This is a genomic window from Corynebacterium antarcticum (assembly GCF_016595285.2).
Taxonomy (GTDB): domain Bacteria; phylum Actinomycetota; class Actinomycetes; order Mycobacteriales; family Mycobacteriaceae; genus Corynebacterium; species Corynebacterium antarcticum.
In genome coordinates, this window is record NZ_JAENIP020000001.1 from 291,907 (window position 1) to 318,845 (window position 26,939).

Genomic DNA, 26,939 nt, shown 5'->3' on the forward strand with positions numbered 1-26,939 from the left:
GCGGTCCGCGGATCAGGCGTCGCCGCCCCGTCCGTCCGGTTCCGTCTGGGGGCCGCCGAAGCCGATGGTGCGGAGCCAGGAGTCGACCTGCGTGGCGACACCGTCCGCGTCCAGTCCGAGTTCCCGCAGAATCTCTCCCCGGGAGGCGTGGTCGAGGAACCGTTCCGGGACGGCGAGGCGCCGGAGCGGGGTGTCGATCTCGCTGGCGTCGAGCGCCTCGGAGATCAGGGATCCGATTCCCCCGTGAATGACCCCGTCTTCGAGGGTGACGACGAGATCATGGTCGGCGGCGAGTGCGAGGACCGACGGCGCAACGGGGATCACCCACCGGGGATCGATGACGGTCACGTCGACCCCGCGATCCCCCAGCTCCGTCGCCGCTGCGACCGCGATATGCGCCATCGCCCCGACGGAGACGATGAGAACGGAGGGCGCGCCGGACTCTTCCGGGTCCTCCCCGTCGGCCCCGCCTGAGTCCTCACCGGGGTGGACGCAGTCCGAGTAGACGAGGACATCGACCCCGTCGCCGAGGGTGAATGAGGCAGTGAGCTCATCGGGCAGCGGCCCCTTCGGGAAACGGACGACGGTTGGACCGTCATCGATGTCCGTCGCCTCGCGGAGCAGCTCGGACAGGCGCCGACCGTCGCGGGGCGCCGCGACCCTGATTCCGGGGACGATCCCGGTGACCACCATGTCCCACACACCGTTGTGGCTCGCGCCGTCTGATCCTGTGACACCGGCGCGGTCGAGCACCAGCGTGACCGGGAGTCCGAGGAGGGCCACATCCATCAGCAGCTGGTCGAACGCCCGGTTGAGGAAGGTGGAGTACACCGCCACCACCGGATGCAGGCCGCCCAGTGCCAGACCGGCGGCCGAGGTCAGCGCATGCTGCTCCGCTATACCGACATCGAAGAAACGGTCCGGATACGCCTCCCCGAACCGGGACAGGCCCGTGGGGCCGGCCATGGCCGCGGTGATGGCGACGACGTCGTCGCGCTCCGCGCCTATCTCGACCAGATCGGTGGAGAACAGCCCCGTCCAACCGGGAGCCGGGATCCCCACGGCACGGCCCGTGGCGGGGTCCATGACTCCGGTGGAGTGCATCAGATCGGCCACGTTGTTCTCCGCGGGGGCGTATCCACGCCCCTTCTCGGTCACGCAGTGCACGATGATCGGCCCCTGGTGTTCCCGGGCGTAGCGGAAAGCGTTCTCCAGACTCTCCAGATCGTGGCCGTCGACCGGGCCGATGTACTTCATCCCCAGTTCGGGGAACATCTCGCTGGGAATGACGGAGTGCCTGACGCCCTCCTTGACCGCCCGGAGCGCCTCGAACGTGCGTCGGCCGACCCACCCCATCGAATTCAGGGTGGTCTTCCCCTGTTCCATGACGCGGTCGTAGAAGGGCTGCATCCGCAGTGACGCGAGGTTCTCCGCGAGACCACCGATGGTCGGCGAGTAGCTGCGACCGTTGTCGTTGACCACGATCACCACGCGGCGATCGTGACCCGCCGCGATGTTGTTGAGAGCCTCCCAGCACATGCCTCCGGTGAGCGCCCCGTCACCGACCACAGCGACAACCGTGCGATCGGTCTGACCGGTGATCTCGAAGGCCTTGGCCAATCCATCGGCGTAACTCAGCGACGCCGAGGCATGGGATGACTCCGTCCAGTCGTGCTCACTCTCGCTCCGGCTGGTGTAACCCGACAAACCACCCTTCTGCCGCAGAGAGTCGAAGCGGTCCGCGCGCCCGGTGAGGATCTTGTGCACGTAGGACTGGTGGCTCGTGTCGAAGATCATCGGATCAGCCGGGGAGTCGAACACCCGGTGCAGCGCGATGGTCAGTTCTATGACACCGAGGTTGGGCCCGAGGTGCCCACCGGTTGCGGAGACCTTCTCCACGAGGAACTCGCGAATCTCCTCCGCGAGTCCCTCCAACTCGAGATCACTGAGAGTACGGAGGTCAGCGGGAGTGTGGATGCGGTTGAGGATCTCCATTGGCGTGAGTCAGACACCTTTTCTTTCATCGGGCTCGGCCGGTGGGTCGCCGGGAGCCCCTGTTCGGGAGTGCCGTCCGGCTGGGAACGGCGCGGTCGTCGGGCAACTCGTTCGCACTCGTGTCGCCTCCTCCGATCAGGGGACGCGGTGTGTCCCCGCCGGTGCTCGTGACGTGATCCGGCACGGACCCACGCCGTGGTGGCGGGAGTCAGTCCGGCCCGTGAACGTCAGAATGCGGCGGGACAACCCGGGTGCGATCGTTCCGTCAATCCTACCCCGCGGCCGTCGGCAGCTGCCATCAGGGACAGGGCTGCCGGGCCCGGGAATCGGTTGCGCAGGTCGGGGAACGGACGCCTCAGCGGGCGTCCGGGACGAGCAGACCGAAGGCCTCGAGGTGGTGGGTTCCGGGGAAGGCTCCGGCGACGGCCAGCCTGGACAGGTGGTAACCGCTCGAGTACCAGGCGGCGATGTCCCGGGCGAACGTGGCGGGGTCGCATCCCACGTGGATCACCGCGGCGGGGTGCGCGGCGGCGATGGCTGACACGGTTTCCGTGCCCGCACCGATCCGCGGCGGATCGAGCACCACAGCGCTGGGCGCCGGAAGCTGCGGTACTTCCGCGGCTACCTCCCCCGTCCTGAATTCCACCGGCAGTTCCGCGAGCGCCGCACGACCGCATTCGGCGGCCATCCTCGACTGCTCGACGGAGATGACCGAGGCATCGGCGCGACCGGAGCTGTCCCGCAGGACATCGAGCAGCGCGGGAGCGAACAGGCCGGCGCCACCGTAGAGATCCCACCCGACGGATGCCGCGGGGGCGTCGGTCTCCGCATCGGCGGCGTGGTCCAGGGCGCCCGTGAGCCAGGACCTGACCGTGGCGGTGAATGTCTCCGGGGCTTTCTCGTGTGCCTGCCAGAAGGCGGTGGCCGGCAGATGGTAGGTGTGTTCACCGACCTTCTCGGTGCAGACGCCACTTCCCTCCAGGGTGCGCCGGATCGCCTCCGTCCGGCGTCCGCGGGCGGCCCGCCGCGACTCGACCACGTGCCGGGCACCGGTGGAGTCGACGGCGACGATGAGTTCGGCGCCGGGGGTGAAACGCGCGGAACCGGGACCGACGATGCCGTCGAGCATGCCCGGCAACGCCTGCATGCAGGGGATCGAGAGCAGATAGTGACTGCCCGCGATTCTCGTCCCCGCATGTCCCGTGGCGTCCACGCCGAGCCGGACCCGCGTCCGCCAACCCGTGACGGGCTCGAGGGGAATGCTCTCGACGGCGGGGAGGTCGTCCCCGAGACGCCCGATCCGACGTAGCTGGTCGAGTAGCACCGCGCGTTTGAGTTCGTCCTCGGACGCGGGGGCGACATGGCCGTAGTCACAGCAGCCGGCGCCCCGTGCCGCAGCCGGACAACGCTGTCCGACACGGTGCGGTGACGACTGGACCACATCAATGATCCGCGCCGCGGTGAAGCGCTTCTTCACCTTGGTGATCTCCACACGCAGGACGTCCCCGGGGAGCCCACCACGGACGAACACGATGCGGCCGTCCGGCAGTTGTGCGATCCCCTCGCCGCCGTGGGCCGGGCGGTCGACACCCACGGTGACGCGGTCACCGACCTCGACGCTGCTCTGTTCCGCTCCGGCGGAGCTGTCGGGGGAGTTGTTCTCGGTCACTGGAGATCCAATCGGTTCGGGTCGGTTCAGGGTTGGGGGGAAGCGTCGGTCGTGTCCGGGGCCCGGGCACGTGAGCGGTGACGTCAGGCGGATTCGGAAGGCGCGGACTCCACGGGATCCGCGGGATCCGGCGAGGCGGACTCGATGGCCTTCGAGGCGTGTCGCACCGCCCACACGGTCAGGAGGGCCGCGACGCCGGTGAGCGGCCACCCCATGGCGATGCGGGCGATCGCGAGCGCGCTCGTCGCATCCGCATCGTAGAGATTCCTCTGCACCAGGAATCTCGCGAGAAACACAAGGGACCAGGCGATCGTCGCCCAGGAGTAGGCCCGTCGCGCGCCGGGGATCGTGCGCCAGGACATGTCGTGCCCGTTCACGCCGCGCCAGGCGACGCCGACCATGGGCCAGCGCACCACCACGGAGGTGATGAATACGACAGCGAAGAGCAGGGACATCCAGATGCCGTAGAGGAAGTAGGCCTTCGCCTCACCGGTGAACAGTGCGAACGCCGCACCGATCGCCACTCCGAGCAGACCGGAGATCGCCGGCTGGAGGTTCTCCCTCCGGGCGAGCCGCCAGGTGAAGATCGTGGTGGCGACCATGAGCGAGGCGATGAGAGCCCAGGTCAGCCCGAACCGGTTGTTCACCGGAATCAGGACGAGAATCGGGAGTGTCGATGACACCAGCCCCCCGAGCCCACCCATCTGCTCGAGCAGCGTCGGGGCCGGGGGTTCGTCTGTCCCGGCCCCGTCCACCACGTCCTGCCCCTCGAGGCGGTCGCCGTCGACGGACACTAGCGCCCCGACTTCCGGATCTGCTGCATCGCCGATGCCTCAGCTCCTCGATCCGGGAACGTATCCGCCGCTGGCTGACCGGCGACGTCGTCACGCTGTTCCCCGGACGCTGCGGCCTCGGCGGCCTGCTGCTGCGCGGCCTCCGCCGGGGTGGCGGTGCGCGCCCGGAGATCGCGGGTGTCCATCTTTCCGGTCTCCTGCGCCTTCTTCAGTCGCTCCTGCATCGCCTGGGTGACCTGCTTGGCCAGCGTCTCCGGAAGCGCGACGGGGAGCGACTGCCCGGCGGGCATCGGCCCGTCACCGCGGTAGACGAATGTCCGTGCGGTGACGTCCCTCCCCAACTGAGCCAACTCGTCGGCCGATCCGGTGGGTGCCGCGAGGGTCATCCGGAGCATCCACCTGGGCCCGTCGACGCCGATGATCCGGATTGCCGCCTCTCCTGCGGCCCCGACCACCTCACGGCCCCAGGGGCCGTGCTCGATGTGAACCGTGAGACCGTCCTTCCGCATCCCCTCGGCGATCTCCCTGGTGGATTCCCTCCACTGACCGGCTGACCGGGGAGCCGCGAAAGCCACCGGGGTGATCCGGCCGTGCGCCGTGATGATGTGCAGCATCCGCGGGCCGTTCGGCCCCATCTCCACCTGCACCTCGGAACCACGTGGCAGCGGAACCCCGAGCGAACCGAGATTGAGCACACCATCGGCGAAATCGGAGAAGTCGAACTGCCGGATGTCGACGGAGTCGCCGTCGAACGGTCCGACCTCGCCGGTGACCGCATCGTGGAGCGGGTCCGGACCGTCGGGATCGGCGCCGGCAGGCTCCGGGGAGTCGGCCGGCTGCTCCGCCGGGGCCCCGCCGTCACCGGCGGAATCCTCCCGGGGCACGGTGGTGTCCCTGAGCTCTCCGTCCGAGGGATCGTCCCGGTGTTCCTTCTTCTTTCCGAATCCGAATAGCGCCATGTGCTTTTCAGTCTCCTTCCCCGTGTCTCCCGAGTTCCGGTGCCGGTGGCACGCTGGATCGGTCACGGGTCTAGTTGTTTGTCGTCGTGTTCCGGTCTGCCGACCGGACGGTGTCGCGGTCGCGCCCGGGCCAACGGTACCGGTTCCATTATGCAGCCACCGGAGAGGTGTCCGTCGTCGGGCGGGATGGCCCTTGACCCCCTAGTGGTCTCCGGGGATTTCCCCGACACCGGTGGAACCGTACCCGGATGCACCCCGCACCGTTTCATCCAGCGTGTCCGTCTCGACGAAATCGCAGAGCTCCACGCGTTGGATCAGCAGTTGCGCGATACGGTCGCCTGGCTCGATCGTGATCGCCTCACGCGGATCGAGATTTATCAGACAGACCTTGATCTCACCCCTGTAGTCGGCGTCGATCGTTCCGGGGGTGTTGACGATCGACAGTCCGCGGCGCAGCGCCAGACCGCTCCGGGGATGGATGAGGCCCACGAAACCGAGGGGAAGCGCCAGCGCCAGCCCGGTACCGACCAACGCACGTTCACCTGGTTCGATGACGGTCCGCCGCAGCGCGGCGAGATCCACCCCCGCATCGCCCCGGTGCGCGCGACGGGGGCTGACGGCGCTCGGGTCGAGCTTGAGGAAACGGATGGTCGGGGCGGCGTGGGTCGTATCAGTCACACCCCAACACTACGCAACATGCGGCGGTCACTCGCGCCCGGCACCCGGCCCGACCGGCCCACCGGGTGCAGTAGAATGGCCCGCGTGAGTGAATCCGTATCGAACGCCACCAGGGTCGTCTACCGCGAGCGGCAGTGGGTGCCGTGGTCGTGGTGGATCTTCGGTGCCCTGATCGTCGCACTCCTCACCGGCCAGCTGGCCCACAACCGATCCGAGATCTGGCTGTGGGCCCCCGGGATCGTTCTGACGGGAACGGCGATCTGGGTACTGCTCTCGCTGTCGGGGACCGTCATCTCGGTCGAACAGGACGAGGAGGGCGTTCGTTGGCTGCACGCCGGTGATGCGGTACTGCCCGACGACGCGATCTCCCGGACGTTGGCCGTCCCCGCGTCCGCGAAGAGAAACGCGATGGGAAGACAGCTCGACCCGGCGGCATTCGTCGTCTCCCACGGATGGGTCCCCGAGATGGCGATGTTCGTTCTCGATGATCCGGAGGATCCGACTCCGTACTGGCTCATCGGGTCCAGGGACCCGGAGGCGTTGATCGCCGCGCTCCTGCCGGGTGACCACGGCCACCAACCCGCCGCCTGAGTCAGGTCCCCCAGGTCCACCGCGCACCGTCCCCAACGACAGAGGGCCCGGACGTGATCGTCCGGGCCCTCTGTCGTTGGGCGGCACTCCGACCGATGTCGGGAATCAGGCGCAGTCGAGGCAGATCTCGTCGCCGTTGTCCTCGACGTGGGAGAGCCGGTTCTGTCGTTGCACGAGGAAACAACTGCCGCAGGTGAACTCGTCCGCCCGGCGGGGAACGACCTGGATGTTGAGTTCCTCGCCCGAGAGATCCATGGCGGGCAGTTCGAAGGGCTCAACGATCTCTCCGTCATCGTCGAGAACCGTCTGTGCGCTCTCGGAGGCCTTCAGCCCCTCGAGGGAATCTGTCTCGATGTCATCGTCGGGCCGCAGCCTCGGGGCGTCGTAATCGGTAGCCATGATGTCGGCTCCTTTGTCTCACAATGGGGTCGGGCGGGGCAGATCAGGCAGCGGGACCTGACCCGCGGTCGTATTGCATGTCGACGCGCATATTAAGCCCTAAAACCGCCCTTGTCATATTCAGCCGTCCACGACAGGGTTTCAGCAGTTCACGGGCACGGAAGCGGAGCCCCTACCCGATCCCGACGGGGTGCGGGGTCGTCACTCCGCGCGCCGGACCGTCCCCGTGACCCCGCAGCGCCCGAGGAGTGCGCCGAAGTCGTCCGCCAGGGGGCCCGCCGCCGCCCAGATCAGTTCTCCGTCCGCCGACCTGGACCCGAGTGCAGGGGCCTCGACGCGGGCACCCGCCTCTCGGGCGATCACGGTTCCCGCCGCGAAGTCCCATCCGTTGAGCGCGTGCTCGTAGTAGGCGTCCACCCGACCGGCTGCAAGCTGGCAGAGATCGAGTGCGGCGCTGCCCATCCGCCGGATGTCCCGCACCCGGGGGAGCATCCGGGTGAGCATCTCCGCCTGCTTCCCGCGTAGTCCGGAATCGTAGGAGAAGCCGGTGGCGACGAGAGCCAGGTTCGTCTCACTGATCCCGTTGCACCGGAGTCGCCGGGTCCGGCCGTCACCGGTGGTGAGGAACGAACCGTGACCGGTGGCCGCGGAGTAGAGCTCACCGGTCGCCGCATTCAGGATGACACCGGCCACGGGCGTCCCGTCGACGGCCGCGGCGATCGACACCGCGTACATCGGCACGCCGTAGAGGAAGTTGACCGTGCCGTCGATGGGGTCGACCACCCAGTCGACGGAGGTCGAGGATACACGGTGCGCGCCCTCTTCACCGATGAGACCGTCCCCCGGCCGTTCTTCGGCGATGAGGCCCGTCACCAGCTCCTCGACGGCCCGGTCCACCACGGTGACAGGGTCGACCTCCGAGGATTTGAGCGTGACGGACGCACTGAGGTCGTCGATCCGGGAGAGTTCGTCGACGATGAGCCGGTGGGCCTGACGGGCCCAGTCCACGGCCAGGTCCCGGAGAATCTCCGGGTCCGTGCTGCGCTGTGTCTGTCCGTCTGCGGAAGCGTTGGTTTCAGTCATGGTTCCATTGTGCCGCCGGGGACGCCGGACGTCACAACGGAGGATCCGGAGGGCACGACCGGTCGGCTTTGTACAATGGCGCCATGACGAACATCGGTTTTGGAATAGACGTCGGCGGCTCAGGTATCAAGGGTGCCCGGGTCGACCTGGACACCGGCGAGTTCATCGACGACCGGATCAAGATACCCACGCCCAAACCCGCGACGCCCGAGGCCGTCGCCGCGACAGTGGAGGAGATCGTTCGTCTCGCTGACTGGGATGGCCCGGTCGGGATAACGCTTCCCTCCGTCATCAGGGATCAGCGGGCCCTGACCGCAGCCAACATCGACCCGTCCTGGGTCGACACCGATGTCAACGCCCTATTCCACGAAACTCTCGGTCGCCGCCGCATCAGTGTCCTCAATGACGCGGACGCCGCGGGTCTCGCCGAGGTCTCCTTCGGCAATCCCGAGGCCCGGACGGGATCGGTGATCCTGCTGACCTTCGGGACCGGTATCGGCAGTGCGTTCCTGATGGACGGGGAACTGTTCCCGAACACCGAGCTCGGGCACCTGCTGATCGACGGAGTCGAGGTCGAGCACCTCGCGTCCTCCGCGGTCAAGGAGCGGGAGGACCTCGGTTACGGACAGTGGGCCCGCGAGCGCGTCTCGCCGGTACTGAGGGAATTCGAGCGGTTGTTCTGGCCGTCACTCTTCATAGTGGGCGGCGGAATCTCCCGGAAGGCCCACAAGTGGGTACCGAAACTGGACTGCTCCACCCGGGTCGTCCCGGCGGAGCTGCGGAACCGGGCCGGAATCGTCGGGGCGGCGATGGCCGTGGACCGCGACCTCACCCCGTAGCGCTCGTGCGGCCCGGTCCATCCCGCCGTCCGGAACCAGGTTCCGGACGGCGGGCGTCGTGGTCGCGGGTGTACCGTCGGCGGCGTACACCCCTCAGTTGATCTATACTGGCGAGTTGACCGTGAATTAACTTCGTCTCACTGTACCCGTCCAACCCGACCAGGAAACCGGCTCCCAACCGGTGGTAGTACAGCCCGCTGTTTCGGGTGGGAGCACAGTGAGGTCACCTGATTCACCCATGTGACCGGCGCGGGCGCCCGTGGAACCCATTGTTCCGCGGTCCGCCGTTCCGGAGCTGACCTCCCGACGGAACCCAGCTCCGGATGATCATCCGGCACCGGACACAGAACACGATCTCAAGGCGAAAGGGCGCACGTGGCAGCCACTGATTCTTCAGACCTGGCCCGACCGGAGGACACCGACATCCCCTCCTCGGACACACCCGCAGCACGCAAGACGGCAAAGAAGACAGCCCGGAAGACCGCACGCAAGGCATCGGCCAGGAAGGCCGCCCCCCGGACCGCCCGGGCGGCGTCAGCGGCGTCCACCTCCGGGAACGACGACGCCGGGGAAGCCCAGGAAACCGCCTCCACCACCCCGGCGAAGAAGACCGCCAGGAAAACGGCACGGAAGACCACCCGGAAAGCCGCACCGAAGAAGACCACTTCCCCGGCCACGACCGGCACCGACTCCACCGCCGATGCCGCCGACGACGGGGAGAAGACCGCACCCGCGAAAAGTACGAGGAAGACCGCCCGCAAGGCCCCGGCCAAGAAGACGGCGAAGAAGACGGCCCGCAAGGCCCCGGCCAAGAAATCGGCGGCGAAGAAGACCACCGGGAAAGCTGCGACGAAGAAGTCCGGCTCGGACCCGGGTACACCTCCGGACGACGCGGATGAGGTGTTCATCACCACCGATCCCTCTGACGAGGACGACGACTTCACGGCAGCCGATCTCCCCGCGGACGAGGACAACGAGGACACCGACGCCGACGATGTCGTCGATACCGACGACGACGATGACGAGGACGGTTCGTCCGTCTGGGACGAGGATGAATCAGCGGCACTCCGTCAGGCCCGCAAGGACGCGGAGCTGACGGCGTCCGCCGACTCGGTCCGCGCATATCTCAAGCAGATCGGTAAGGTCGCCCTGCTCAACGCCGAGCAGGAGGTCTCCCTCGCGAAGCGGATCGAGGCGGGACTCTACGCCACCTACCGTATCGAGCAGATGCAGGAGGCGTTCGCCGCCGGCGACAAGGACGCGAAGCTCACCCCCGCCGTCAAACGGGATCTCCGCGCGATCGCCCGCGACGGCAGGAAGGCGAAGAACCACCTGCTGGAGGCGAACCTCCGCCTCGTGGTCAGCCTGGCCAAGCGCTACACCGGACGAGGCATGGCCTTCCTCGACCTGATCCAGGAAGGCAACCTCGGTCTGATCCGCGCGGTCGAGAAGTTCGACTACACCAAGGGCTACAAGTTCTCCACCTACGCCACCTGGTGGATCCGCCAGGCGATCACCCGCGCGATGGCGGACCAGGCGCGGACGATCCGCATTCCGGTCCACATGGTCGAGGTCATCAACAAGCTCGGTCGTATCCAGCGTGAGTTGCTCCAGGACCTGGGCCGTGAGCCCACCCCGGAGGAGCTCGCGAAGGAGATGGACATCTCGGAGGACAAGGTTCTCGAGATCCAGCAGTACGCTCGCGAACCCATCTCGCTCGACCAGACGATCGGGGACGAGGGCGACAGCCAGCTGGGCGACTTCATCGAGGATTCCGAGGCTGTCGTCGCGGTCGACGCCGTGAGTTTCACCCTGCTCCAGGACCAGCTGCAGGATGTCCTGCAGACGCTGTCCGAACGTGAGGCGGGCGTGGTCAAACTGCGCTTCGGCCTGACCGACGGTATGCCCCGGACCCTCGACGAGATCGGTCAGGTGTACGGCGTGACCCGCGAGCGGATCCGGCAGATCGAGTCCAAGACGATGTCGAAACTCCGCCACCCGTCACGGTCCCAGGTTCTGCGGGACTACCTCGACTAGACCGGCACTCCGCCCGAGCACCCGTCGACACGGCCCGGGTCCGCGATCACAGGTATCGCGGACCCGGGCCGTTGTGTCGGCGCCCTCCTCCCCTGACCGGGTTCCACGGGGAAGGGTTCAGCGCTCGACCTCGCCCGACTCTCCCCGGTCGTCGACGATCGGGGCACGGCCGGACACCGGCGGGCTCCAACGCCGTGGGAGCCCGGCTCTCCCGTAGGCGAGCCTGCGGTGCAGCCACTCCAGCGGGCCGGGACGACCGAGACGTTCGAGTACCACGGCGATCACCACCGTCACGAGCCAGACGACGATTCCTGCCGTGGTTCCCGCGGCAGCGCTGCCCGGGGCGACCAGATGGAGCCCGAAGGAGGAGAGGAATACCACGCACAGCACCGACTGGAGGACGTAGCCGGTCATCGACCGCCGCCCGAGGGCGATCAGTGCCCTCGTGCAGAAGCCCGGTCGATACTCCTCCCCCGATGCACGCGCGGCATCGATCATCCTCTGGAGGGGCAGGGTGCCCAGGGCGATCGCCGCGACGAGTCCGGGACCGGTGAACATCCCGACGATCATGTTGATCGACCCCAGTCGTGGCGCCCAGCCGGCCGGAGCCCAACCCGCCATCGACAGGCCCCACGGAAGCCCGACGAGGACCATGACGGCGACCGCGACCCCGACAGCGGTCCACAACACCCGAAGATGCCTCTCCGGATGCGTGAGAACGCCCTTTCTCGCGGCGACGAACCCGACGATGATCACGGGCGCGACCGTGGCGGCCTCCACGGGAAACATGAACAGGGAGCCGATGAGGGTCATCCCACCGAATGCGACGTATTCACCGTAGCTGCCGAAGTCCAACGATCCGTGCATGTCGAATTCCGAGCTGAACATGATCATCGGGATAAGGAACAGCAGCGCGATCGCCTGGAGCACCGCGGCGATGATCAGCATCGTCCGGTCCCTGAGAGGGATGAGGAAGGCGAGGATCACACCCGTCAGCCCGTAGAAGGTCATGATGTCGCCGTAGTAGAGCACCAGCATGTGCACGGCACCGAACGCGGCGAGGAAACCGTAGCGCCGGGCGAGGACCGACCGCGCCCCATTGACCGGGAAACCCCGACGCCACAGACTGAGGGCGAGGAGCCCGAATCCGTAGCCGAGGAGCGTGGAGAACATCGCGATACCGCGGACGTGGATGAACAGTGCCCCGAACACCACGGCGAGACGGTCGTAGAGGCTGCCGTCCGCGATTCCACCCGCCGCCGACGCCAGATCGGGTTCGTCGCCGACCGGGGCCAGCCAGGTACTGGTGATGTTCGCGATCGCGATCCCGAGGAGCATGAGTCCCCGGGCGAGGTCCGGGCTCACGAGCCGTGCCCGCGGGGGCACCGTTGATGCGCCGGTCGCGCTGTGTGAGTCATCTCCGGACTTCTCCGGCGGTCTGTGCGAGGGGGATGTGCTCACTGTTCTCCTGGTAGGGATGTCGGGGACGTTGTTCTCACGAGGTGCCGAGCCTACGCCCGTTCCACGCACCCCGGTGGCGCGGACTTCTCACCAGTCCCGCAGGTAGGCGATCCGGTCACGAAGCTGTTCCGCCGTGCACAGTGCGGTCGGCGGGCCGCCGCAGTTCTGCCGGACCTCGTTGTGGATGGCTCCGTGCGGGCGCCCGGTCCTGCCGGACGTGATGGACACCAGCGTGTTCAGTTCTTTACGCAGCCGGGGAATCTCGTCCGACGCCGTGGATTTCGTCTCCTCCGCCGACTGGTTCCACTGGACGGCCTTCATCTCCTGCTCGTGGCGGTGTTCCCCGGCGCGTGCCTCCACCTGTTCAGCCTGGCGCTGCTTCAGCAGCTGGCGCATCTGCTCCGCATCGAGCAGCCCGGGAAGACCGAGGTAGTCGGCTTCTTCGGCGGAACCGGCGATCGTGCCGGTTCCGTAGGTCGAGCCGTCGTAGATCAGCGAATCGAGTTCCGCCTCCGCGCCGATCGACTCGTAGGACTTCGTGTCGTCCGGCTCATTCTTCTCCCTGTTCGCCTCGGCGAGAAGCTCGTCGTCCCAGCCCTCCTTCACCCGGTCCGGTTTCCCGAGAACGTGGTCCCGCTGGGTCTCCAGCCGGGAGGCGAGGTCCAGGAGAACGGGGACCGACGGCAGGAACACCGACGCAGTCTCCCCGGGCATCCGGGAACGCACGAACCGCCCGATGGCCTGTGCGAAGAACAGCGGGGTCGATGCGGAGGTGGCGTAGACGCCGACTGCGAGACGCGGCACGTCGACGCCCTCCGAGACCATCCGGACCGCGACCATCCACTCGTCGGTCGAGTTGGAGAAGTCCTCGATCCGCTGCGACGCCCCGATCTCGTCGGAGAGCACAACCGTAACGGGGGTCGAGGACATGGTCCCGAGGATCTTCGCGTAGGCCCGTGCCGTGGTCTTATCCGTGGCGATGACCAGCCCACCGGCATCCGGCATCCGCTCACGCAGCTGCATCAACCGCGTGTGCGCACCACGGAGGACCGCCGGAATCCAGTCACCCCTGGGGTCGAGGGCGGTCTTCCAGGCACGGGCGGTCTGCTCGGCGTTGAGTGGTTCCCCGAGCCGCGCGGCGAACTCCTCCCCCGCCGAGGTACGCCAGCGGGCCTCACCGGAATAGGCGAGGAACACGACCGGACGCACCACTCCGTCGGCGAGCGCGTCGGCGTACCCGTAGGTGTGGTCGGCGCGGGACTTGAGGTAGCCCTCCCCGTCGTCGGTGTACCGGACGAACGGGATCGCCGCATCATCCGAACGGAACGGGGTTCCGGTCAGCGCGAGCCGGCGTTCGGCGTCGTCGTAGGCTTCCCGGATACCGTCGCCCCAGCTCTTCGCGTCACCACCGTGGTGGATCTCGTCGAGGATCACCAGGGACCTGTGCGCCGTCGCGACGGCGCGGTGCTTGTACGGGTGCATCGCCACCTGCGCGTAGGTGACCACGATGCCGTGGTACTCGGGATTGACCACCCCGGCTGTGTTGGTGAAGTGCGGATCCAGCGAGAGCCCCACCCGCGCGGCCGCCTGGGACCATTGCACCTTGAGGTGCTCGGTCGGCACGACCACGATGACCCGGTCGACGGTCCTGTTCCCCACGAGTTCGGTGGCGAGCCGCAGCGCGAAGGTCGTCTTGCCTGCGCCCGGGGTCGCGACGGCGAGGAAGTCCTTCGGCTGGGCGGACATGTACTTGTCCAGCGCCGCGCGCTGCCAGGCGCGTAGTCTGCCGCCGCTCACTTCTTGCGCAGGGACCGGTAGACACGCTCACAGTCGGGGCATACCGGCGATCCGGGCTTGGCCTGCTTGGTCACGGGAAAGATCTCTCCGCACAGCGCAACCACCATGCGGCCGGAGACGGCCGACTCGACGATCTTGTTCTTCTTGACGTAGTGGAAGAACTTCGGGGTGTCGTCGGACGTCGTCGTGTCTTCCCGGACATCGGGACGTTCAATGGTTTTCGTCGTGGTGTTCACGGAACCCATCATGCCCCAATCCCGGCTCCCCGGGCACAACAGGGTTATCGTGGGATCATGGTGCAGCAACGGAGCGATGACGAGCCCGGAGGTGATTCCGGTGGTCACACGTCCGCCGACCGATCCTCCCGGGACAGTGTCACCGCCGCGGCATCGGCGCCCGCGCGGCGCCGGGGACTGCGCCGGTTGCTCCCCCGGCGCGGCCGGGTCGAGCTCATCACCGACGCCCGCCAGACCCCGCTGGACAACCTGAACGCGAGACGCAGAAAGTACGCGATCCTGCAGGGTTCCCGGATCCCGTTTCTCCTCGCGAGTGCTGCGACCTGGGTCTGGTGGGAGAACACCTGGATCTCGGCGATTCTCTTCGTCATCTCGGTCCCGCTGCCGTGGATAGCGGTCGTCATCGGCAACGGCGCCGGTGAACCCCGGGATCCCAGGGTGAAACAGGTCTACAAACCGGCCGTGATCCGCGAACGGAACGCCCAACATATACTGCAGACCGACAGAACCCCCGAACTGGGGCCCACCATCCTGGATGCCGACGACGACGGAACGACACCCTCCGGGTCCGCGGACCCCGGTGGACCCGTCATCGATCACGACTGACCCGCCGGAGCAGTCCCGGCGGAGGCAACCCACCGTTCTTCCGAGGAGTTTCCCTTGCCCGACGCCCTTTCCGCAGCTGTGCCCCACCTCGTCCGGGTCTTCGGCGAACATGGTTTCACCGAGAGCGGCGTCTCGGCCCAGTTGGGCGCTGCCACGACCGCGGCCCTGTTCCGCGGCGAATCCGCCGCGGTGCTGCGGGCGACGGACGGCCCCGGCGACCCCGGTCGGGCCGAACTCATCCGGGTGTTCCTGCTCCGGCGGCCGACCGGGCTCCGGGAACTCACCGAGCTTCTCGGCACGAGAACGGTCGGCCTCCTCGATGACGCCGGGGTCCTGGAGCATGAAGCCGGGACCGGCGGGGTCCGGATCGCCGTGGACGTCCGCCCCCGGTCGATCGACGGCGCCGACCGGTGGGTATTCGCGGACCCGGATCCGGCGGTGAGCGACCGGGCCCCCGGTCCGGACCACGTCCCGGGTGTCGGCGCGGCGTCACTCTCTCTCCTGCAGGCGACACCGACCACACCGGTGGACAGCGTTCTCGACCTCGGAACGGGGTGCGGGATCCAGTTGCTCGGGCAGCTGAACTGCGCGCAGCGGATGACCGCCACCGACATCCACGGTCGTGCCCTCGATTTCGCGGAGGCGACTCTCGCGGGCACCGGGGTTCCGGTGACCCGGGAGGGACGGCGGGTGAGCCGCACCGAGTCCAGCGGCGGCGGTGTGGCGATGGTGGATCTGCGCCGTGGGTCGTGGTTCGAACCGGTGTCCGGGATGCGTTTCGACCGGATCATCGCGAACCCGCCGTTCGTGGTCAGCCCCGGTGGCGGATTCGTCTACCGGGACTCCGGTCTGGATCTGGATGCCGCGAGTCAGCTCGTCGTGTCAGGCGCTGTGGAACACCTGAAACCCGGTGGTACAGCCCACCTGCTGGCCTCGTGGGTGCACACCACTGAGAGCTCCTGGACCCAGCGCGTGGCGTCATGGATCCCGGACACCGGCGTGGCCGCGTGGGTACTCCAGCGGGATGTCGCGGATCCGGAGCTGTACGTCGGCACCTGGCTGCGGGACGGCTCCGTCGATCCCCGGTCCCCGGAAGGAGCGCGGAGGACGGTCGAGTGGCTGGACCACTTCGCGGACAACGGCGTGACCGGCGTCGGGTTCGGGTTCGTCGCCCTCCAGCGGATCGACGACGACCTCCCCTCCGAGGTCACCGCGGAGGACTTCCGGAGCAACGACACCTCAGGACTGGGCGACGAGGTGGCCGAGTTCTTCACCCGCTCCGCGTGGCTCCGGGGCAGGACAGCCGAAGAGGTGGCGGACGCCCGGTTCCTGGTGCGTCCCGGGGTCGCCGTGGAGGATGTCCGCACCACCGACGACGAAGAGGGTCAGGGTTTCCGCCCGGCGGCCCTCCGCGTCAGCCGGACCGAGGGGCCACGGTTCACCCACGACATCGACGGACACCTGCTGGCGATCCTCTCCGGGCTCCACCCGGAGGGCCTCAGCCTCGCGGAAACGGTGGAGCTCTACTGCGCCGCACGGGGGTTGGATCCCACCGGGGTCCTGCCCGAGGCCACCACCGCGGTCGTGGATCTCATCCGTCACGGTATCGTGTTGCCCGCGGACATCACCGTCAGCGACGACGGGGCACACGAGGTGCCCCGGTAGTTCGAAGGAGGATTCCTTGAAAGCTGTTCTGACCCGAGTTTCCCGTGCCAGCGTCGCCGTCGACGATGAGGTGGTGGGTGAGATCAACTGCCCGGACACCTGCGGACTGCTCGCTCTCGTCGGTGTGGCCCGCGGCGACGGCGAGGATCCCTCCCGGGTGGAGACCATGGTGCGCAAGATCGCCGAGCTGCGGATCCTGCCGGATGAGCAATCCGTGGAGTCGGTCGGCGCTCCGGTCCTCCTCGTCAGCCAGTTCACGCTCCAGGGGCGCACGGCGAAGGGGCGCCGGCCGAGCTGGTCCGACGCCGCTCCCGGTGGCGAGGCCGAGCCGGTGATCGCCGCCGTCGCGGAAGGCCTCCGCGCCCGCGGGATCAGCGTCGCCGAGGGCCGGTTCGGGGCGATGATGCGGGTCTCCTCGGTCAACGAGGGGCCATTCACCGTTCTCGTCGACTGCTGAAACCGGCGGTCTCCGCAGTCGACCTGCGAAGATGGATGACGGTACCGCCCCGGGAACTTTCCCGTCGCATCGCCCGTTTAACGGTGTGACAACCCGATGAAAGCAGGAGGCCAGTATGACGACCACGTCCCAGCAGGGCATCGAAGTCGAGGAGCCGGACCGGGGGTCACGCCGGGGCCAGACCAATGACAATCCGTCAGCCGATCTGGTCCGCGTCTACCTGAACGGTATCGGCAAGACGGCACTGCTCACCGCTGAGGACGAGGTTCATCTGGCCCAGACGATCGAGATCGGCCTGTACGCCGACCACCTCCTCGCGGATCCCGACAAGAAGCTGACCCGGGCGATGAAACGGGACCTGAAGGTCCTGTCGAAGCAGGGAAAACAGGCCCGCTCTCATCTGCTGGAGGCGAACCTGCGTCTGGTGGTCAGCCTTGCGAAGCGCTACACGGGCCGGGGAATGCCCCTGCTCGACCTCATCCAGGAGGGCAACCTCGGACTGATCCGCGCGATGGAGAAGTTCGACTACACCAAGGGTTTCAAGTTCTCCACCTACGCCACCTGGTGGATCCGCCAGGCCATCACACGCGGCATGGCGGACCAGTCGCGTACCATCCGCCTCCCCGTTCATCTGGTCGAACAGGTCAACAAGCTCTCCCGGATCAAGCGGGAGCTGTATCAGAGCCTCGGTCGTGAGGCCACGAACGAGGAACTCGCCGAGGAGAGCGGTATCGACGAGTCGAAGATCGAGATGCTGCTGCGCCAGTCCCGGGATCCGGTGAGCCTGGACATGCCGGTGGGGGCCGACGAGGAGGCTCCGCTCGGGGATTTCATCGAGGACTCCGACGCAACGGATGCGGAGGCCGCTGTGGTCGCCTCCCTCAGGCACTCGGACGTGCGCGCCGTGCTCGCTTCCCTCGAGGTCCGCGAGCAGGAGGTCATCCGACTCCGCTACGGACTCGATGACGGTGTACCGCGCACCCTCGACCAGATCGGTCGGCGCTTCGGCCTGTCCCGGGAGCGGGTCCGCCAGATCGAACGCGAGGTGATGAGCAAACTCCGCGACGGTGAACGCGCGGACAAGCTCCGTGCCTACGCGAACTGATTTCCGCGACGTGTCGTGTCCCGCCACCATCGATTCTCCGCGTGTTTGAACCGCTCCGGTCGCTGAAACGGTACGCTTGTTCGGTAACGGCCACATTCCGGGAATCAGGGGCTCAACCACCTCCGTTTCCCCACTCTGTACCGGGAGAGACCCCGTTCTTTCCGTCCCGGCCCCCGGCGAACCCGGTACACCCGGGGTGGAGCGGGGGTGAACCCGGCGCTCGACGGGAACAAGATCAGCTCTTCCCCCGTTGCTCCCTATGCGGCGGTAGTGGACGTCCGGGGCACTCCGGGTGTGGCCGGCCCGCCGGATTACCGGTGCTCGACGAAGTGAACGCGAACACACCCATATTTATCGAGCGCACAAAAACTGAGGAAAGGCGTTATCCCCGTGAAGGATCTGGTCGACACCACCGAGATGTATCTCCGCACCATCTACGAGTTGGAGGAGGAAGGCGTCGTCCCGCTGCGTGCCCGCATCGCGGAGCGTCTCGAACAGTCGGGTCCCACGGTCAGCCAGACGGTGGCGCGCATGGAACGTGACGGTCTGGTCCACGTCGCCTCCGACCGGAGTCTCAAGATGACCGACACCGGCCGGTCGACGGCCATCGCCGTCATGCGGAAGCACCGGCTCGCGGAGCGTCTGCTCGCCGACAAGATCGGGCTCGACATCCTCAAGGTGCACGCAGAGGCGTGCCGTTGGGAACACGTCATGAGCGTCGAGGTCGAGCAACGTCTCGTCGAGGTCCTCGACGACATCTGCTCGAGCCCGTTCGGGAACCCGATCCCCGGTCTCGCCGAGCTCGGGGTCGAGGACGCGGAACAGGTGAAGTTCGGGGAGCGCGCCGTCGATCTCCCCCACGAAGAGAACCTGCGGTGCCGTGTCCTGCAGTACAACGAGATCCTCCAGGTCGATGTGGCGCAGCTGAAGGCCCTCATCGACGCCGGCATGACCATCGGTGCCGAGGTCGAGGTCACCAACGTCGACGGAGCCGTCACCCTCAGCCGGAACGGCAACAGCGTCACCGTCGACCAGGACCTCGCCCACGCCGTCCGCCTGGAACGCCTCAGCTGACTCCGCCGGACCGTCGGTTGGGTTGTTGGGTTGACCACTCCCCCTGTCGCGGGCCCGCCGGCGGTTCACCGGCAGCATTCGAGTATGAGATCGAGGCGGCCGCGCCCGTACGCGGAGAGCAGCAACCCGGTCAGCCGGTGGTCCGGGTTCTCGTCGTAGGAACTCCTCAGGGCGGGCCAGACCCGGGCGGTCCGGCCTCGGGCGATCAACGCGACCGCGTAGACGCACAGTGCATTGCACCGGATCTCCCCGCTGAACGTCCGCGCCACGGCGAGCATCAGAACGGCCAACGGCTCCGCATCCGCCGGGTCCACCGCGCACCCCAGAATCAGGTCCCTGATCCGGCTGTGCGCCACGAGTCCCGCGGCACCGGAGAGAAGAGCGGGATCGGACGCCGGGTTTCCCCCGGACTCCAGCAGACGCCGACTCTCCCCGACCAGGCGCGACACGCAGCTGTCCGGATGACCCCCGGGAACGCTCTCACCCGCACCCGGGCACAGTCGTTCCACGACCTCCGGTCCCGGTGATCCGGTGCTCTCCGTGATGCGCCGGACCATGTCCTCCTGGAGATCGGAGGAGCTCCGCGCGAAGAAGTCCAGGGCTTCCCGCCTGGTGAGCTCGGGCAGCATCCCTCCGGACGACACCAGCTCACGCATCGCCGCCGCGGTGGCGATGTCCGGGATGACACCGCACCGCCACGGATCCCCCTCACCGTGCACCGTCGAACCCGGGTCCTCTCCGGAGGTGTCGGTGAGGATCCGGTAGGGAGCCCCCGAGATGACCCGCGGCACCCACCATGCACCGAGGAGGCGGATACCCCGATCGGCCGCTCCCAGGTGCAGCGCGGCCGCGGTGCCGCTGTGGGGTACCTCCCCGGCCCGACCTTCGCCGACGAAGAACGCGAATGCGGCCGTGACACCGACATCGGCGAGGACACCGAGAGTGTCCGCGACCGCGTCTCCGTCGGAGAGATCCGCCCGGGTGACGGGCCCGATCCGGGATCGCCCCGAACCCGTGTGGCCGGGGTCGAGAGCCACCATCACCAGAGAGTCGGCCGGGTAGAAGCCCAGGAACGCGGGAATGCTCGCGATCAGATCGGCGGGAAGAGAGAGGGTTTCCGTCATGGCTCACACCGTGGCCCAGGACACGGGACCGGGGTTTCGGCACCGGTCCCCGCAGGGCACACCACGGAGCCGACCGGCGGCTCTTCCACGGGTGGTGGCGATGATCGTGGCAGATGATGAGTTCAACGGTGTATCCTTGTGGGTCAGCCTCCATCATCCGGTTGATCCCCGGCACCGGTTCCCGGCGCGGGGACGACCACCGGCCCCAGCACCGGCATCACGACGGCCCGGACCGAACGACAGAGGGGTAATTCCACCCGGAATATTCACCCTCCGGTCCGTGTTGACGGATATGGGTGCCCCCGGCGGTACCCGGCGGTGGAGACCGGTCCCCGGAGCCGGAGAGCGAGCGCAACAGACGGACGAAGGAGGAACGCACATGCAGGACAACAGTCGCCGCATGTATGAGCTGGAGTACCCCGCGCCCGAGATGAAACCCAAGAACGGCACCACCCTCGTGGTCGCGCTCCAGGGCTACGCGGACGCGGGCCACGCCGTCGATTCCTCGGCGAGCCACCTCCTCAGTTCCCTGGAGAACAGTCCCGTCGCGGCATTCAACAACGACGAACTGATCGACTACCGTTCGCGCCGTCCCGCCGTCCGGATCACCGATCACGAGGTCGTCGACATGGACGATCTCACCCTCGGCCTCTACGCGATGCGGGATTCGGCGGGACATCCGTTCCTGCTGCTCGCCGGTCCAGAACCCGACATGCGGTGGAACGCATTCACCGACGCAGTCATCGATCTCTCCGAGCGGTTCAACGTCAGTCGGACGATCTGCCTCTACTCCGCGCCGATGACGGTTCCGCACACCAGGCCGCTTCTCGTCACCGCACACGGCACCTCCGATGAGATCACCCGCAGGCACTTCCGGGTCAACAGCAACATGTCGTTGCCCGGGTCTGCGTCCCTCCAACTCGAGTACACGCTGGGGTCCAGGGGACGCTCGGTCGCGGGATTCACCGCGCACGTCCCCCACTACATCGCCGCCTCCAACTACCCCGAGGCGACGCTGAAACTCCTGCGCGCGGTCGAGACCGCCGGTTCCCTGTCCCTCCCGCTGGGGAGCCTCGAACGGGACTCCGCGAAGATGATGACCCTGCTCCGCGACCAGGTCGACGATTCCGGGGAGATCGCGGCCATGGTCCGTTCCCTCGAGCAGAGCTACGACGAGGAACTCGAGTCCTACCGGGAGGACAATCCCGAGGCGCTCCTCCCCGGTGAGACGGAGGCCACCGACCCGGATGCCCTCGCCGAGGAGTTCGAGAGGTTCCTCGCCTCCGTCGACGACCGGGGAGATCCCGGGGACGGAGAAGCGGATTCCCCCGGCGACGACGGCGGTCCGGCACCGGGCCCCGACGATCAGCATCCCTGACCGGTGCAGCAGATGGCGTCGGTCCGGGCCCGCCGGTTACGCTGGGGAACGTGACCCTGACCCAGATTCTCCCCGACCTGACCGATGTCCCCGACTCCCTCATAGACGACTGCGTCTGGGATTCCTTCACCGGATGGACCAGGGAGAAGGGGATACAGCTGTATCCGGCGCAGGAGGAGGCAGCGCTCGGGATCCTGGCCGGTAACAACGTCATCCTGGCCACGCCCACCGGCTCCGGTAAATCCCTGGTGGCGACAGCCGCGCACTTCATCGCCCTCGCCCGGGGACAACGGACCTTCTACACCGCGCCGATCAAGGCACTGGTGAGCGAGAAGTTCTTCGCCCTCTGCGACATCTTCGGCCCCGAGTCCGTGGGCATGATGACCGGCGACGCCACCGTCAACGGCGGCGCCCCGATCATCTGTGCGACGGCGGAGATCGTCGCCAACATCGCGCTGCGTGACGGCGCCGACGCCGACATCGACCAGGTGGTCATGGACGAATTCCACTACTACTCGGAGCCGGACCGAGGCTGGGCGTGGCAGGTGCCGCTGCTCGAGCTTCCCCGCGCCCAGTTTCTCCTGATGTCCGCGACACTCGGCGACACCACCTGGCTGGAGGAGGACCTGAGCCGACGTACCGGCCGGGACACCGAACTCGTGTCGGGCAGCGAACGCCCCGTCCCACTGGATTTCTCCTATGTGTACACGCCGGTCCACGAGACCATCGAGGCACTCATCGAGGAGAACAAGGCGCCCGTCTACGTCGTCCATTTCGCCCAGCGCGAGGCCATCGAGCGTGCGCAGGCCCTGACGTCGATGTCCATCATCGACAAGGAGACCAAGGAGCGGATCGTCGCCGAGATCGGTGACTTCCGTTTCACCACAACGTTCGGACGCACGCTGTCGAAGCTGCTCCGCAGAGGCATCGGCGTCCACCACGCCGGGATGCTGCCGAAGTACCGGCGTCTCGTGGAGAAGCTCTCACAGACAGGTCTCCTCAAGGTGATCTGCGGGACCGACACCCTGGGAGTGGGAATCAACGTCCCGATCCGGACCGTCCTGCTCACCGGACTGTCGAAGTTCGACGGGACGAACCAGCGGATGATCAAGTCCCGGGAGTTCCACCAGATCGCCGGGCGTGCGGGGCGCGCCGGATACGACACGGTCGGCCACGTCGTCGTCGAGGCCCCGGAACACGAGATAGAGAACTACCGCCTCCGCGAGCGTGCCGGGAGCGACCCCAGGAAGCTCAAGAAACTGCGCAAGAAGGCGGCCCGTCCGGGTGAGGTGAGCTGGACGGAGAAGACGTACCAGCGTCTGACCACCGCGGAGCCGGAGGCGCTGAGCAGTCAGTTCCGGATCTCCACCTCGATGCTGCTCAACGTCATCGCACGCCCGGGCGACGGATTCGCGCACATGCGCCACCTGCTGCGGGACAACCACGACACCCGCCGGAAACAGAACAGGGACATCCTGACCGCGATCGAGCTGTTCCGCGGTCTGGTGTCCGCGGGAATCGTCGAGCGGGTACCCGACGGGCCGGATGCCACCGGGCGTCACTGGCACCTGACCGAGGATCTCCAGCGGGACTTCGCGCTCAACCAGCCGTTGGCCCCGTTCGCTCTGGCCGCACTCGACCTGCTCGACCCCGAATCCGACACCTACGTCCTCGATATCATCAGTGTCTTCGAGGCGATCCTCGACAATCCCCGCCAGCTTCTGGTGGCACAGCAGCGCGCCGAACGCGGTGAGGAGATCGCGGCCCTGAAATCCGAGGGCGTGGACTACACGGAGCGGATGGCGATCGTCGAGGACATCACGTGGCCCAAACCTCTCGAGGACCTGCTCGAGGCGGGCTACGAGTCCTATGCGGAGGGCCACCCCTGGGTCAGGGAGTTCGAGCTGCGCCCGAAGTCGGTGGTCCGCGACATGATCGAGCACGGCATGACCTTCTCCGACGTGATCGCCACCTACGGTCTCGCCCGGAGCGAAGGTGTCGTACTGCGCTACCTGACGGATGCGTGGCGCACACTCCGGCAGTCCGTTCCACCGGAGCACACACCGGAGGAGCTGGAGGACATCATCGTCTGGCTCGGCGAGATGATCCGGCAGGTCGATTCGTCACTCGTCGACGAGTGGGCGCAGATGGCCGACCCGGATGCCCCGGTGTCGAAGGAGACCCTCGAGCGGGAGCTGGCCTACGGTGTCGAGGACCCGACGGCACTCACCGCGAACCGTCGGGCCTTCACGATCATGGTTCGCAACGCCATGTTCCGGCTGGTGGAGCTGTTCGCCCTCGAGAAGGAGGATCAGCTCGCGGAGTTCACGGAGTATCTCGACGTCCCGCCGGACTTCGGGGCGGGCATGGACGCCTACTTCGAGGAGTACGCGGACATGGACACCGGTCCCGCGGCCCGTGGACCCGAGTTCTTCCGGTTGGCGCAGGAGGGTCGGTTGTGGAAGGTCCGGCAGATCCTCAAGGATCCCGAGGGCGACAACGCGTTCGCCTTTGTCGCGACCGTCGACCTGGATGCCTCGGACACCGCCGGCGAGGTCCGCTTCGCAGAGCTCACCCTCGAGCACAACTAGTCATCCGACCGCATGTGGCGTGTTGCGGCGCGCCCCTCGTGGTCGAACGTGGCGTAGTGGACCTCGCCGCGGACCTCCGAGACCACCGTCGCGAGATTCGTCCTCCCCTCCGGCAGCAGCCGGACCGTGACCTGTCCGTCCACGGCGGCGTCGATGATGCCGGCCGCAGCCGATCGAACCCCCGTGAGCGCGACGGACGCCGGATCCGGGTTCCCACCGGAGACGCCCCGGAGAGCGGACGACTCGGACCGCTCGTCGAGGAGTACGACCCGTACCCCCCTCGCTCTGGCCTCCCAGACGGCCCTGTTCATCCGCGGACGATCGAGCAGCGGAGATCTGATCGCGTCCCGCAGCCGTAGCTCGAGGAGCTTCGCGTCCCTCCGCCTGTCGGTCTCCGGGCGTGCATCGTCCAGGACGGCGCGGACGAGGTCACCGACCCATCCGCAGCTCTCCCCGAGGAAGCTGGTCCGGGTGGTGACCCGGGAGAGTTCCGCGCTCCGGATCCGGGTCGCCTCGACCGCGACCGGGAACCCCGCGGTCGCCCGCCGGACGAGCAACGGCACCAACGCCCCGGTGATGGTCGTGGCCGCGAACATGAGGATCCCCGTGTCCGCTCCCTGCACGTCGACACCCACCAGCATCAGGACACGGACGAGGGCGGCGCAGACGAAGGTCGTGGCCAGTGCCACCACGGTACGACACCTGATCGCCAACAGCGGCAGTGAAACCTGCGTGGCGTACATCCACCATCCGGCCGGCCACGCGTCGGTCGACATGGTGCCGGTCAGTGCGCCCGCCACGATCATCAGCACGACGGAGACGACGACGACGGCGGTGGGTCGGCGCCCCAGTCTCTCGGTCGTCCCGGAGGTCACCGCGAACACCGATGCGGCCAGCGCGGCTATTCCGATACCCCACGCCAGGCCATGTGTGCAGTCCTCGTCGACGAGTGAGACACCGGTGAGTACCGTGACGGCCGCGAGGGCGAACCACGGACTGTGGGTGATGTGCATGCCGGTCAACCGGTACAGGGACGGTAGAGCGGCGTCCTCCCGGTTCCCCGCGTCCGCCGGGCGCCGCCAGCTGAGCGTGACCCGGGTACCCGATCCGGGCCTGGAACGGACGTCGACGGAGCATCCGGGGGTCGCGGCGACACGCCCGGTGATGGACACCCTGACGCCGGCGCGGTTCTCCGGAACAGAAGCGGGATCGAAACCGATGCCGCCGTCGGTGAACTGCACCCGGAACCCGGTGATCTCACCGCTTCCCGTCCAGCTGATCACGCAGCGCCGGTCATCGGTCCGCGCGTGGCGGATCGAGTTCAGGGCGGCTTCGCCGACCGCACCACAGAAGGCCGTGACCACCTGCCCCGGTGGTCCCACTCCGGAGGGAGCCGGTTTTCCGGTCACGATGATCCTCGTTCCCGGGGCAGCGTCCGCAACAACCTCTCGCACCATCCGTACTGCATCAGCCACCGGTATCCAGGTGTCCGGGGTCGGTACCTCTGACGGGGTCAGATGGGACAGGATGAGATCCTTGTCCGGGGGAATGCCACCGGACGCCACCGCACGCAGGAGTGTGAGAACGGTGTCATGGATGTGAGCGAGAAACCGTGCCTCGGTCTCCCGCAGTTCCCGGGAACGGATCTCGCACAGGATCTCCCGGTGCGCGCGGCTGATCCGGGCATCCAGACGCCGGGCCGCGCTGAGCCCCATGGTGAAGGCGATGAAGAAGGGCAGGGGAACGATCAGGCCGTGCCCGACGGACAACAGCTGGGAAACGGGACTGCTGGCGTGGTTGTTGGTGATCGCTGCCACCGCGGTCATGGCGACGGCGAGGATGAGCCCCAGCGGGGGGCCGATGGCCGCCGCCACCATGACCGCCGGAATCGCGCAGTAGTCCCCCAGGTGCACGGGCCCCAGCCGTGACTCGCCCCGGGAGAAGAACAGGGTCACGTCGACGACCAGCATCAGCAGGTAGGTTCCTCCCCCGACCGCCATGGCGAGCCGGTAGACGAAAGCCCTCGCGGAGAAGCAGGCCATCAGCTGGAGCAGGGCGCAGCCCACCAGGATCGCGAACGCCGCCACAACGACCGGATCATCGCCACCACCTCCGGAGGCGGCCGTCGAGCGGGTCGTGTAGGAGGACACCAGGTGCAGCAGCAGCGAGATACCGGTCACCAGTGCGGTTATCCGCAGGACGGACACCTCCGCGTCCCGGTGGCGGGCGAGACGGGCGAGCAGGTCCTCGGGGATCCTGCCCCCGCCACGAGCAGGCGCGGAGGAGAAGAGCGCCCTGCACCCCGCAGGAGATTCGTCGTCCGGATCCCGGACCGGCGGTGGAGTGACACTCCGGGAGATTCGTGTCGTGCTGTCGGAGGACGTTTGCGGCATGGCCGGCG

Annotated in this window: 21 protein-coding genes and 2 pseudogenes; 10 read left to right on the top strand and 13 right to left on the bottom strand. The window is 67.6% G+C overall.

Annotated features, from left to right (window positions below; all coding sequences use genetic code 11):
- Positions 1–12 precede the first annotated feature (12 nt).
- From dxs to dut, 5 genes are all read right to left on the bottom strand, one after another.
- Positions 13–1,995, bottom strand: a complete 1,983-nt coding sequence (dxs, locus tag JIM95_RS01300) for a 1-deoxy-D-xylulose-5-phosphate synthase (RefSeq protein WP_200257264.1) — start codon at positions 1,993–1,995, stop codon at positions 13–15.
- Between the two features lie 355 nt (positions 1,996–2,350).
- A complete protein-coding gene (locus tag JIM95_RS01305) occupies positions 2,351–3,664 on the bottom strand; it encodes a class I SAM-dependent RNA methyltransferase (RefSeq protein WP_200257262.1) in 1,314 nt (437 codons plus the stop codon).
- Between the two features lie 83 nt (positions 3,665–3,747).
- Entirely contained in the window at positions 3,748–4,422 is a 675-nt protein-coding gene (locus JIM95_RS01310; RefSeq protein WP_248112997.1) for a DUF3159 domain-containing protein, read from the bottom strand.
- Positions 4,423–4,457: 35 nt separating this feature from the next.
- Entirely contained in the window at positions 4,458–5,417 is a 960-nt protein-coding gene (locus JIM95_RS01315; protein WP_200257260.1) for a DUF3710 domain-containing protein, read from the bottom strand.
- A gap of 201 nt (positions 5,418–5,618) precedes the next feature.
- The gene (gene dut, locus JIM95_RS01320) at positions 5,619–6,065 is read right to left on the bottom strand and encodes a dUTP diphosphatase (RefSeq protein WP_248112996.1); all 447 of its coding nucleotides are present in this window, start codon (positions 6,063–6,065) and stop codon (positions 5,619–5,621) included.
- A 105-nt stretch (positions 6,066–6,170) separates the two neighbouring features.
- Between dut and JIM95_RS01325 the strand changes: the two genes are divergently transcribed.
- Positions 6,171–6,686 (top strand): DUF3093 domain-containing protein, encoded by a 516-nt coding sequence (locus JIM95_RS01325; RefSeq protein ID WP_200257257.1) that lies wholly within the window; start codon positions 6,171–6,173, stop codon positions 6,684–6,686.
- Positions 6,687–6,791: 105 nt separating this feature from the next.
- Here the strand turns inward: JIM95_RS01325 and JIM95_RS01330 are convergent, their stop codons facing one another.
- Positions 6,792–7,085 (bottom strand): DUF4193 domain-containing protein, encoded by a 294-nt coding sequence (locus JIM95_RS01330; RefSeq protein ID WP_198738065.1) that lies wholly within the window; start codon positions 7,083–7,085, stop codon positions 6,792–6,794.
- Positions 7,086–7,286: 201 nt separating this feature from the next.
- On the bottom strand, positions 7,287–8,168 hold the full coding sequence (locus JIM95_RS01335) for an inositol monophosphatase family protein (RefSeq protein WP_200257256.1): 882 nt from the start codon (positions 8,166–8,168) through the stop codon (positions 7,287–7,289).
- Positions 8,169–8,251: 83 nt separating this feature from the next.
- Here JIM95_RS01335 and ppgK point away from each other — a divergent pair, with 83 nt between their 5' ends.
- Both ppgK and JIM95_RS01345 read left to right on the top strand, forming a co-directional pair.
- Positions 8,252–9,007: a polyphosphate--glucose phosphotransferase gene (ppgK, locus tag JIM95_RS01340; protein WP_200257255.1), complete on the top strand. Its 756-nt coding sequence runs from the start codon at positions 8,252–8,254 to the stop codon at positions 9,005–9,007.
- A gap of 375 nt (positions 9,008–9,382) precedes the next feature.
- On the top strand, positions 9,383–11,044 hold the full coding sequence (locus tag JIM95_RS01345) for an RNA polymerase sigma factor (protein WP_410170729.1): 1,662 nt from the start codon (positions 9,383–9,385) through the stop codon (positions 11,042–11,044).
- A gap of 117 nt (positions 11,045–11,161) precedes the next feature.
- Here JIM95_RS01345 and JIM95_RS11455 read toward each other — a convergent pair whose 3' ends face one another.
- The 4 genes and pseudogenes from JIM95_RS11455 to JIM95_RS01360 form a co-directional block, all read right to left on the bottom strand.
- Positions 11,162–12,505 carry a DUF418 domain-containing protein gene (locus tag JIM95_RS11455; protein ID WP_200257254.1) on the bottom strand — a complete coding sequence of 448 codons (1,344 nt, stop codon included), beginning with the start codon at positions 12,503–12,505 and terminating at the stop codon, positions 11,162–11,164.
- 87 nt (positions 12,506–12,592) lie between these two features.
- Positions 12,593–12,778, bottom strand: a pseudogene (locus tag JIM95_RS11545) (ATP-dependent helicase); the annotation flags it as partial.
- Positions 12,779–12,843: 65 nt separating this feature from the next.
- Positions 12,844–14,251 (bottom strand): annotated as a pseudogene (locus JIM95_RS01355) (DEAD/DEAH box helicase); the annotation flags it as partial.
- Positions 14,252–14,298: 47 nt separating this feature from the next.
- Positions 14,299–14,538 carry a DUF3039 domain-containing protein gene (locus tag JIM95_RS01360; protein ID WP_200257250.1) on the bottom strand — a complete coding sequence of 80 codons (240 nt, stop codon included), beginning with the start codon at positions 14,536–14,538 and terminating at the stop codon, positions 14,299–14,301.
- Between the two features lie 57 nt (positions 14,539–14,595).
- Between JIM95_RS01360 and JIM95_RS01365 the strand changes: the two genes are divergently transcribed.
- The 5 genes from JIM95_RS01365 to JIM95_RS01385 all read left to right on the top strand — a co-directional run bounded on the left by JIM95_RS01365 (position 14,596) and on the right by JIM95_RS01385 (position 19,445).
- Positions 14,596–15,144 (top strand): DUF3099 domain-containing protein, encoded by a 549-nt coding sequence (locus JIM95_RS01365; protein ID WP_200257249.1) that lies wholly within the window; start codon positions 14,596–14,598, stop codon positions 15,142–15,144.
- Positions 15,145–15,198: 54 nt separating this feature from the next.
- Positions 15,199–16,809, top strand: coding sequence for a DUF7782 domain-containing protein (locus tag JIM95_RS01370; RefSeq protein WP_200257247.1), 1,611 nt, complete (start codon positions 15,199–15,201; stop codon positions 16,807–16,809).
- A 16-nt stretch (positions 16,810–16,825) separates the two neighbouring features.
- Entirely contained in the window at positions 16,826–17,266 is a 441-nt protein-coding gene (dtd, locus tag JIM95_RS01375; RefSeq protein ID WP_200257245.1) for a D-aminoacyl-tRNA deacylase, read from the top strand.
- Between the two features lie 115 nt (positions 17,267–17,381).
- Positions 17,382–18,371 carry a sigma-70 family RNA polymerase sigma factor gene (locus JIM95_RS01380; protein WP_234034463.1) on the top strand — a complete coding sequence of 330 codons (990 nt, stop codon included), beginning with the start codon at positions 17,382–17,384 and terminating at the stop codon, positions 18,369–18,371.
- A 390-nt stretch (positions 18,372–18,761) separates the two neighbouring features.
- On the top strand, positions 18,762–19,445 hold the full coding sequence (locus JIM95_RS01385) for a metal-dependent transcriptional regulator (RefSeq protein WP_200257243.1): 684 nt from the start codon (positions 18,762–18,764) through the stop codon (positions 19,443–19,445).
- A gap of 65 nt (positions 19,446–19,510) precedes the next feature.
- Here JIM95_RS01385 and JIM95_RS01390 read toward each other — a convergent pair whose 3' ends face one another.
- A complete protein-coding gene (locus JIM95_RS01390; RefSeq protein WP_200257241.1) occupies positions 19,511–20,569 on the bottom strand; it encodes a DUF4192 domain-containing protein in 1,059 nt (352 codons plus the stop codon).
- Positions 20,570–20,948: 379 nt separating this feature from the next.
- On the opposite strand from JIM95_RS01390, the gene JIM95_RS01395 reads away from it, so the two are divergent.
- Complete coding sequence (locus JIM95_RS01395) at positions 20,949–21,947, top strand: PAC2 family protein (RefSeq protein WP_200257238.1); 999 nt, start codon at positions 20,949–20,951, stop codon at positions 21,945–21,947.
- A 50-nt stretch (positions 21,948–21,997) separates the two neighbouring features.
- Positions 21,998–24,538 carry a DEAD/DEAH box helicase gene (locus JIM95_RS01400; protein WP_200257237.1) on the top strand — a complete coding sequence of 847 codons (2,541 nt, stop codon included), beginning with the start codon at positions 21,998–22,000 and terminating at the stop codon, positions 24,536–24,538.
- Here JIM95_RS01400 and JIM95_RS01405 read toward each other — a convergent pair.
- On the bottom strand, positions 24,535–26,931 hold the full coding sequence (locus JIM95_RS01405) for a hypothetical protein (protein WP_200257235.1): 2,397 nt from the start codon (positions 26,929–26,931) through the stop codon (positions 24,535–24,537). The genes JIM95_RS01400 and JIM95_RS01405 overlap by 4 nt on opposite strands.
- Positions 26,932–26,939 lie beyond the last annotated feature (8 nt).

What these genes read in the sequence shown, in the direction of transcription:
- ppgK (WP_200257255.1), top strand. Translation starts at nt 8,252, where the DNA reads ATGACGAACATCGGTTTTGGAATAGACGTCGGCGGCTCAGGTATCAAG.
- JIM95_RS01335 (WP_200257256.1), bottom strand. Translation starts at nt 8,168, where the DNA reads ATGACTGAAACCAACGCTTCCGCAGACGGACAGACACAGCGCAGCACG.
- JIM95_RS01395 (WP_200257238.1), top strand. Translation starts at nt 20,949, where the DNA reads ATGCAGGACAACAGTCGCCGCATGTATGAGCTGGAGTACCCCGCGCCC.
- JIM95_RS01365 (WP_200257249.1), top strand. Translation starts at nt 14,596, where the DNA reads ATGGTGCAGCAACGGAGCGATGACGAGCCCGGAGGTGATTCCGGTGGT.
- JIM95_RS01315 (WP_200257260.1), bottom strand. Translation starts at nt 5,417, where the DNA reads ATGGCGCTATTCGGATTCGGAAAGAAGAAGGAACACCGGGACGATCCC.
- JIM95_RS01405 (WP_200257235.1), bottom strand. Translation starts at nt 26,931, where the DNA reads ATGCCGCAAACGTCCTCCGACAGCACGACACGAATCTCCCGGAGTGTC.
- JIM95_RS01390 (WP_200257241.1), bottom strand. Translation starts at nt 20,569, where the DNA reads ATGACGGAAACCCTCTCTCTTCCCGCCGATCTGATCGCGAGCATTCCC.
- JIM95_RS01325 (WP_200257257.1), top strand. Translation starts at nt 6,171, where the DNA reads ATGGCCCGCGTGAGTGAATCCGTATCGAACGCCACCAGGGTCGTCTAC.
- JIM95_RS01380 (WP_234034463.1), top strand. Translation starts at nt 17,382, where the DNA reads ATGACGACCACGTCCCAGCAGGGCATCGAAGTCGAGGAGCCGGACCGG.
- dxs (WP_200257264.1), bottom strand. Translation starts at nt 1,995, where the DNA reads ATGGAGATCCTCAACCGCATCCACACTCCCGCTGACCTCCGTACTCTC.
- JIM95_RS01330 (WP_198738065.1), bottom strand. Translation starts at nt 7,085, where the DNA reads ATGGCTACCGATTACGACGCCCCGAGGCTGCGGCCCGACGATGACATC.